The sequence below is a fragment of the Streptomyces sp. NPDC059455 genome (assembly GCF_042750115.1).
GTDB lineage: Bacteria > Actinomycetota > Actinomycetes > Streptomycetales > Streptomycetaceae > Streptomyces > Streptomyces endocoffeicus.
Genome location: NZ_JBHYVB010000368.1, coordinates 1 through 5,827 on the forward strand (window position 1 = coordinate 1; position 5,827 = coordinate 5,827).

1 protein-coding gene is annotated in these 5,827 nt (G+C 72.7%); it reads right to left on the reverse strand.

The features are described from left to right. Nucleotides 1–5,827 (reverse strand): SDR family NAD(P)-dependent oxidoreductase (locus tag ACFXB5_RS52080; protein ID WP_385222746.1); only part of this gene is annotated, 5,827 nt, incomplete at both ends.

Genomic DNA, 5,827 nt, shown 5'->3' on the forward strand with positions numbered 1-5,827 from the left:
TGGCGAAGGTGGTGGGCTGGAGGACGTCGACGCGGTCCAGTGAGGGTGCGTTGGGTGCGCCGGTGATGACGTCGATGAGGTTCCAGTCGGTGTAGGGGGCGAGGGCTTCGGCGCATTCGTGGAGGCGTTCGGCGAAGACGGGGGAGGTGTCCAGGAGTTGGGCTCCCATGCCAGTCCATTGGGCGCCCTGGCCAGGGAAGACGAAGACGGTCTTGCCGTGGGTGGTGGCGTGCCCGGTGGTGAGGCGGGGGTGGGGTTGTTCCGCGGCGAGGGCGGTGAGGGCGTCCGTGGCCTCCCTGCCCTCGGTGTCGGTCATGATGACGGCGCGGTGGTCGTGGAGGGTGCGGGTGGTGGCCAGGGACCAGCCGATGTCCACCGGCTGCGCGGTCACCCCGGATTCCAGGTGGTCCAGGAGGCGTTGGGCCTGAGCCCGTAGGGCTGTCGGGGTCCTGGCGGACAGGACCCAGGGCACGGCCCCGCCGGTCGCGACGAGTCCGGGGGTGTCCGTACCGTCGTCCGGCTTCGGCGCGGCTTCGGTTTCCGGTACGGGCGCCTGCTCCAGGATGAGGTGGGCGTTGGTGCCGCTGATACCGAAGGAGGAGATCCCCGCGCGGCGGGGGTGGCCGGTCTCCGGCCAGGGCCGGGACTCGGTCAGCAGGGACACTGCGCCCTGGGACCAATCCACTTCGGGCGTGGGCTCGTTGGCGTGCAGGGACCGCGGCAGCGTGCCGTGCCGCATCGCCAGCACCATCTTGATGACGCTGGACACGCCCGCCGCGGCCAGCGTGTGCCCGGTGTTGGACTTCAGCGATCCGAGCCACACCGGCTCGTCCCCCGGGCGTTCCTGTCCGTAGGTGGCCAGGAGTGCCTGGGCCTCGATGGGGTCGCCGAGGGCGGTGCCGGTGCCGTGGGCCTCGACCGCGTCGATGTCGGCGCCCGACAGCCCCGCGTTCGCCAACGCCTGCCGTATCACCCGCTGTTGGGAAGGCCCGTTGGGCGCGGTGAGGCCGTTGCTCGCCCCGTCCTGGTTCACCGCCGTACCGCGGATCACCGCCAGCACCTCGTGGCCGTTGCGGCGGGCGTCGGACAGCCGCTCCAGCAGCAGTACGCCGACGCCCTCGCTGAAGGTCGTGCCATCCGCGCCCGCACCGAACGCCTTGCACAGGCCGTCCGGCGCCAGACCGCGCTGGCGCGAGAACTCCACGAACGCCGAGGCCCGTCCCATCACCGTGGCGCCCCCGGTCAGCGCCATCGAGCACTCGCCCTGCCGCAACGCCTGTACGGCCCAGTGCATGGCCACCAGCGAGGAGGAGCACGCCGTGTCCACCGTGACCGCCGGGCCCTCCAGGCCCAGCACATACGCCACCCGGCCGGAGGCGACACTCGTCGCCGAGCCGGTGAGCATATAGCCCTCCAGGTCCTCGGGGGCGGGCCCGCTGCGCACGCCGTAGTCCTGGTTGATGACACCGGCGAACACGCCGATGTCCCGGCCTCCCACCGCAGTCGGGTCCATGCCCGCCCGCTCGAACGCCTCCCAGCAGGCTTCCAGGAACAGCCGTTGCTGCGGGTCCATCGCCAGCGCCTCACGTGGCGAGATTCCGAAGAAGTCCGCGTCGAAACCGGCCGCGTCCTCGAGGAACCCGCCGCGCAGCACATAGGAGGTGCCACTGTGGTCCGGGTCCGCGTCGAACAGCGCCTCCAGGTCCCAGCCCCGGTCGCGGGGGAAGTCGATGATGCCGTCGCGCTCGCCCAGCAGCAGGTCCCACAGCCCATCGGGGTCGGTCACCCCGCCCGGCAGCCGGCAGCTCATCGCCACCACGGCGATCGGCTCGTCCGCCGCCGCCCCGGTGCGCACGGTCGCTGGGGCCGCAGCGGCGGGCGCCGGACCGCCGCCCAGCTCGGTGTGGAGCAACTCGGTGAGGAGGGCCGGGGTCGGGTGGTCGAAGAGCGACGTCGCGGGCAGCCGCAGCTCGGTCGCCGAGTTGAGCCGGTTGCGCAGCTCGACCGCGGTCAGTGAGTCGAAGCCCATCTCCTTGAACGCCACCGTCGGCTCGATCGCCTCCGGACCGGTGTGGCCGAGGACCACCGCGGCCTCCGCCCGCACCAGGTTGAGCAGGAACTCCCGCTGCCCGGCGGGCGACAGCCCGGCCAGCTGCCCCGACAGGCCACCGGCCGCCGGGACCGCGGCCGCGGCCCGCGCGGTGCGCCGCACCGGCCGTGCCAGCCCGCGCAGCAGCGGGGACACCTCGGCGTCCGGCGCGCGGAGGGCGGTGAGGTCGACTTTCGCGGCCATGAGTGCGGGCAGTCCGGACCGCAGCCCGGTGTCGAACACCCGCAGCGCCTCGGCGTTGTCCATGCCCAGCACCCCCGCGCGCCGGGTGCGGCGTACGTCGGTGGCGTCCATCGTCGCCGTGAGCGTGCTGGTCTCGCTCCACAGCCCCCACGCCAGCGAGGTGGCGGGCTGGTGGCGGGCGTGCCGCCACTGGGCGAAGGCGTCGAGGAAGGCGTTGGCGGCGGCGTAGTTTGCCTGGCCCGCGTTGCCGAGCGTTCCGGCGGCGGAGGAGTAGATGACGAATGCGGCCAGGTCGTGGTTGTCGTGGGTGAGGTCGTGGAGGTGGGTGATCGCGTCGACCTTGGGGCGGAAGACGGTGTCGAGGCGGTCGGGGGTGAGTGCGGTGAGGATGCCGTCGTCCAGGGTTCCGGCGGTGTGGACCACGGCGGTGAGGGGGTGGTCGGGCGGGATGGTGCCGAGGGCGGCGGCGAGTTGGCCGCGGTCGGCGGCGTCGCAGGCGGCGATGTGGACGGTGGCGCCGAGTGCGGTGAGTTCGCCGGTGAGGCCCGTGGCGCCGGGGGCGTCGGGGCCCTGGCGGCTGACCAGGAGCAGATGGCGTGCGCCGTGGTGGGTGATGAGGTGGCGGGCGATGGTGGCACCGAGGGTTCCGGTGCCGCCGGTGACCAGGACCGTGCCGCCGGGGTCCAGTGCGCGGGGGACGGTGAGCACGATCTTGCCGGCGTGACGGCCCTGGCTCATCCAGCGGAAGGCCGTCGGGGCTTGGGTGACGTCCCAGTGCCGTACGGGCAGCGGCTGGATCGCACCCTGCCGGAACAGCTCCACCAGCTCCGCGAGCAACTCCCGGATGCGGTCCGGCCCCGCGTCGCCGCCCAGGTCGTACGCCTGGTAGCCCACACCGGGATGTGCTTCGGCCACCGCGGCGGGATCGCGGATGTCGTTCTTGCCCATCTCCACGAACCGGCCACCGGTGCCGAGCAGCCCCAGCGAGGCGTCCACAAACTCGCCGGTGAGGGAGTTCAGCACCACATTCTGCGCGGGGAACGCCGAGGCGAAACCGAGGTCGCGGCTGGACGCCAGACGCTCCTCCGGCACCCCCAACGCGGTCAGCACATGGTGCTTCGACGGATGGGCGGTGGCGTACACGGTGGCGCCGAAATGCCGCGCCAGCTGGACGGCGGCCATGCCCACCCCGCCCGCGGCGGCATGCACCAGCACCGTCTCACCCGGCTGGACGTCGCCCAGGTCCCGCAGCCCGTACAGCGCCGTCAGATAGGCCACCGGCACCCCGGCGGCCGTGGCGTACGACCAGCCCTCGGGGATCGGCGCAACGGTTCGCGCGTCCGCCGTGGCCAGCGGGCCGAACGAGCGGGGGAACAGGCCCATCACCCGGTCGCCCACGGCCAGGCCCTCGACACCCGGGCCGACCTCGGTCACCACACCGGCGCCCTCGCCGCCCAGGCCCTCCTGACCGGCCACGCCGCCGAGCGCGACGAGCACGTCCCGGAAGTTCTGACCGGCGGCGCGGACCTCGATCCGGACCTGACCGGTGGCCAGGGGCGCGGTGGCCTCGGGGTCCGGCCGCAGCACCAGGTTCTCCAGGCTGCCCTTCTTCGAGACGTCCAGGTACCAGTGTTCGTGCTCGGGTACGGCGAGACCCTGCGGCGACCGCACCAGACGCGGCACCCACAGCAGCCCACGGCGCAGCGCCAACTGCGGTTCGCCGGACGCCACCGCGGCGGGCAGCGCCTCCCGCGATACGTCGTCGGCGTCCACCAGGGCGATCCGGCCGGGGTGTTCGGACTGGGCGGAGCGGACCAGGCCCCAGATCGCGGCGGCGGCCGGATCGGCGACCTCGGCGGTGTTGTGCACGGACACCGCGCCATGGGTGAGCAACATCAGCCGGATGTCGGCGAGTTCGGATCGGTCGACCCACCGCTGCACCAGCTCCAGCGCGCGGGCGGCCAGGTTCCGGGCGCGCGCGGGCAGGCCGGTGTCATCGGTGGCCCAGGCCGTGGTGTCGACGACCATGGTTTGGGGCCAGTCCTCGCCCGCGTTGATGCGCGCGATAAGCGCGTCCATGTCGGTGTCCACGTCGGCGTCGCCGTGGGCGTGGGCGTGGGCGTGGGCGTCGTCGAGGGTGGTCCAGGAGACCTCGGTGTCGGCGGTGGCGGGGTGCTCGGTCCAGTCGAGCGTGAACAGCGCGTCAGCGGACCGATCGGCGCCGCTGGAGGCGGCGGCGAGCTGTTCGGGACTGATCGCCCGGAGCACCAGGGAGTCCACCGAGGCGACGGGGGCGCCGGTGTTGTCGAACAGGCTGATGGTGAACGAGTCCGTGCCGGTGGCGCGGGCGCGTACGCGGACGGCGGTGGCTCCCGCCGCCAGCAGCCGTACGTCGTTCCATACGAAGGGGAGTGGCGTCTGGCCCGGGGCCGGGGGCACACAGAAGTTGCTCGCGTGCAGGGCGGCGTCCAGCAGCGCCGGGTGGATGCCGAACCGGCCGGCCAGCTCCGACTGCTCCTCCGGCAGCGCGGCCTCCGCGAACACCTCGCCGTCGCGCTTCCACACCGCCTTCAGGCCGCGGAACGCGGGCCCGTACTCGTACCCGGCCTGGGCGAGGTCGTCGTAGAAGTCGTCCAGAGCGACCGGCTCGACACCGGGCGGCGGCCACTCGGCGGTGCCGTACTCCGTGCCGTCCCGCATGCCGTCCTCGGCCGAGCCGTCCGGCTGCGTGGCGAGTGTGCCCGAAGCGTGCTCCAGCCATTCCTGGGCCTCGGCCGCGCGGGAGTAGATCCGCACGCTTCGGCGCCCGTCCTCCGAGCCGCCGACCAGCACCTGGACCTGCAGCGCGCCGTCTTCGGGCAGCGTCATCGGCTGGCCGATGACCAGCTCTTCCAGGGTGGGGGTGTCGGTCTCGTCCCCGGCGCGGATGGCGAGTTCGGCCATCGCGGCGCCGGGCAGCAGCACCGTTCCGGACACGGCGTGGTCGGCCAGCCAGGGGTGGGTGGCCAGCGACAGCTGCCCGGTGAGCATCACACCACCGGTGTCGGGCACGCTCACCACGGCCCCGGTCAATGGGTGGCCGGTGTCCTGAAGACCCACGGCACTCACATCGCCCTTGCTGGTGTTTCGGGGGAGCCAGTAGTGGTGGTGTTGGAAGGGGTAGGTGGGGAGGGGTGTGGGGTGGGGGTTGGTGGTGGTGTAGAGGGTGGTCCAGTTGGGGGTGTGGCCGTGGGTGGTGAGGTGGGCGAGGTGGGTGAGGAATCGGGTGGGGGTGTCGTCGTCGCGGCGGAGGGTGCCGGTGATGGTGGTGTGGGGGGTGTTGGTGGTTTCGAGGGTTTCTTGGATGGCGGTGGTGAGGACGGGGTGGGGGCTTACTTCGATGAAGGTGCGGTAGCCGTCGTCGGCGAGAGCACGGATGGTGTGCTCGAACTGCACGGTCTGGCGGAGGTTGCGGAACCAGTAGCCGCTGTCGACCGTGTCCGGTTCGACCCACTGGCCGTCGACCGTGGAGAGCCAGGGGGTGTTGCCGGGGGA